The 3,302-nt window shown below is 48.5% G+C and carries 2 rRNA genes; both read right to left on the reverse strand.

Annotation, left to right across the window (positions count from 1 at the left end):
- Positions 1–15 precede the first annotated feature (15 nt).
- Positions 16–130 (reverse strand): 5S ribosomal RNA (gene rrf, locus H5161_RS19835).
- A 144-nt stretch (positions 131–274) separates the two neighbouring features.
- Positions 275–3,164 (reverse strand): 23S ribosomal RNA (locus H5161_RS19840).
- Positions 3,165–3,302: the final 138 nt, after the last annotated feature.

A 3,302-nucleotide genomic window follows, 5' to 3' on the forward strand; every position in this document is an offset into this window, starting at 1 on the left:
TCTCTACAATTTGAAGCCTGGTAATGTCCTACTTTCACATAGCAAATGCTACACTATCATCGGCGCTGTTTCGTTTCACTACTGAGTTCGGCATGGAGTCAGGTGGGTCCAAAACGCTATTGTCACCAAGCAAATTTGGGCGTTAATCCGTATCGCTACGCACTAACTGAATTTGGAAAATATCTGATAATATTTTTTAAGTCTTTCTAAGTAATTTCTACTTTAGTCATATTAACTTCTGTCAAACTGTCGCATAAAACGCGTTTGGCGTTGTATGGTTAAGCCTCACGGGTAATTAGTACAAGTTAGCTTAATGGCTCACACCACTTCCACATCTTGCCTATCAACGTTGTAGTCTTCAACGGCCCTTCAGAGACTTTAAAAGTCTAGTGAGAACTCATCTCGAGGCCTGCTTCGCGCTTAGATGCTTTCAGCGCTTATCAGTTCCGAACGTAGCTACCGGGCAATGCCATTGGCATGACAACCCGAACACCAGCGGTTCGTTCACTCCGGTCCTCTCGTACTAGGAGCAACCCCTCTCAATTCTCAAACGCCCACGGCAGATAGGGACCGAACTGTCTCACGACGTTCTAAACCCAGCTCGCGTACCACTTTAAATGGCGAACAGCCATACCCTTGGGACCGACTTCAGCCCCAGGATGTGATGAGCCGACATCGAGGTGCCAAACACCGCCGTCGATATGAACTCTTGGGCGGTATCAGCCTGTTATCCCCGGAGTACCTTTTATCCGTTGAGCGATGGCCCTTCCATTCAGAACCACCGGATCACTATGACCTACTTTCGTACCTGCTCGACGTGTCTGTCTCGCAGTTAAGCTGGCTTCTACCATTACACTAACCGTACGATGTCCGACCGTACTTAGCCAACCTTCGTGCTCCTCCGTTACTCTTTAGGAGGAGACCGCCCCAGTCAAACTACCCACCAGGCACTGTCCGTAACCCCGATTCAGGGGCCAACGTTAGAACATCAAAACTACAAGGGTGGTATTTCAAGGACGACTCCACAACAACTAGCGTCGCTGCTTCAAAGTCTCCCACCTATCCTACACATGTAGGTTCAATGTTCAGTGCCAAGCTGTAGTAAAGGTTCACGGGGTCTTTCCGTCTAGCCGCGGGTACACAGCATCTTCACTGCGATTTCAATTTCACTGAGTCTCGGGTGGAGACAGCGTGGCCATGGTTACACCATTCGTGCAGGTCGGAACTTACCCGACAAGGAATTTCGCTACCTTAGGACCGTTATAGTTACGGCCGCCGTTTACCGGGGCTTCGATCAAGAGCTTCTCCCTAAGGATAACCCCATCAATTAACCTTCCGGCACCGGGCAGGTGTCACACCGTATACGTCATCTTGCGATTTTGCACAGTGCTGTGTTTTTAATAAACAGTCCCAGCCACCTGGTCACTGCGGCTCCCGTCCGCTTAGAGAGCAAGTCTCATCACAGATAGGAGCGTACCTTCTCCCGAAGTTACGGTACGATTTTGCCTAGTTCCTTCACCCGAGTTCTCTCAAGCGCCTTAGTATTCTCTACCTGACCACCTGTGTCGGTTTGGGGTACGATTCCATATAATCTGAAGCTTAGAGGCTTTTCCTGGAAGTATGGCATCAACAACTTCATCACCTTAGTGACTCGTCTCGTGTCTCAGTCTTAATAGCAACCCGGATTTACCTAAGTCGCCAACCTACTCACTTTCACATGGACTACCAACGCCATGCTTGTTTAGCCTGCTCCGTCCCCCCATCGCAATTATATCGAGTACAGAAATATTAATCTGTTTCCCATCGACTACGCCTTTCGGCCTCGCCTTAGGGGTCGACTTACCCTACCCTGATTAACATGGGATAGGAACCCTTGGTCTTCCGGCGTGGGAGTTTTTCACTCCCATTATCGTTACTCATGTCAGCATTCGCACTTCTGATACGTCCAGCATACCTCCCGGTACACCTTCAACCGCTTACAGAACGCTCCCCTACCACTCAGAATAAATTCTGAATCCGCAGCTTCGGTGCATAGTTTAGCCCCGTTACATCTTCCGCGCAGACCGACTCGACCAGTGAGCTATTACGCTTTCTTTAAAGGATGGCTGCTTCTAAGCCAACCTCCTGGCTGTCTGGGCCTTTCCACATCGTTTCCCACTTAACTATGACTTTGGGACCTTAGCTGGCGGTCTGGGTTGTTTCCCTCTTCACGACGGACGTTAGCACCCGCCGTGTGTCTCCCGGATATTACTTTACGGTATTCGGAGTTTGCAAAGGGTTGGTAAGTCGGGATGACCCCCTAGCCTTAACAGTGCTCTACCCCCGTAAGTATTCGTCCGAGGCTCTACCTAAATAGATTTCGGGGAGAACCAGCTATCTCCCGGTTTGATTAGCCTTTCACTCCTAGCCACAGGTCATCCCCTAACTTTTCAACGTTAGTGGGTTCGGTCCTCCAGTTGATGTTACTCAACCTTCAACCTGCCCATGGCTAGATCACCGGGTTTCGGGTCTATACCTTGCAACTAGTCGCCCAGTTAAGACTCGGTTTCCCTACGGCTACCCTATTCGGTTAACCTCGCTACAAAATATAAGTCGCTGACCCATTATACAAAAGGTACGCAGTCACCCAACAAGTGGGCTCCTACTGCTTGTACGTACACGGTTTCAGGTTCTATTTCACTCCCCTCACAGGGGTTCTTTTCGCCTTTCCCTCACGGTACTGGTTCACTATCGGTCAGTTGGGAGTATTTAGCCTTAGATGATGGTCCACCTATATTCAGTCAAAGTTTCACGTGCTCCGACCTACTCGATTTCACTTAAAATGTCTTTTCATGTACGGGACTATCACCCTGTATCGTGGCACTTTCCAGAGCCTTCCATTAACACATAATAAGCTTAAGGGCTGTTCCGATTTCGCTCGCCGCTACTTTCGGAATCTCGGTTGATTTCTTTTCCTACGGGTACTTAGATGTTTCAGTTCTCCGCGTTCGCCTCGTTAACCTATGTATTCAGTTAACGATACCTGCAAGCAGGTGGGTTTCCCCATTCGGAAATCCTAGTCTCAAGCGCTTTTTACTAGCTTGACTAGGCTTATCGCAAGTTAATACGTCCTTCATCGCCTCCAACTGCCAAGGCATCCACCGTGTACGCTTAGTCACTTAACCATACAACCCAAACGGGTCTTTGTTTTGTGACAGTTTAACTTCGCCAGAAGTTAATATTGAATACTAAAGTAGATACCAATCAATCAACGTAAAACGTTAATCAAATGGCACTGAATGGTACTGCTACCATTCTTTTTT

This window comes from Pseudoalteromonas sp. SG43-5 (assembly GCF_014164345.1).
Lineage (GTDB): Bacteria > Pseudomonadota > Gammaproteobacteria > Enterobacterales > Alteromonadaceae > Pseudoalteromonas > Pseudoalteromonas distincta.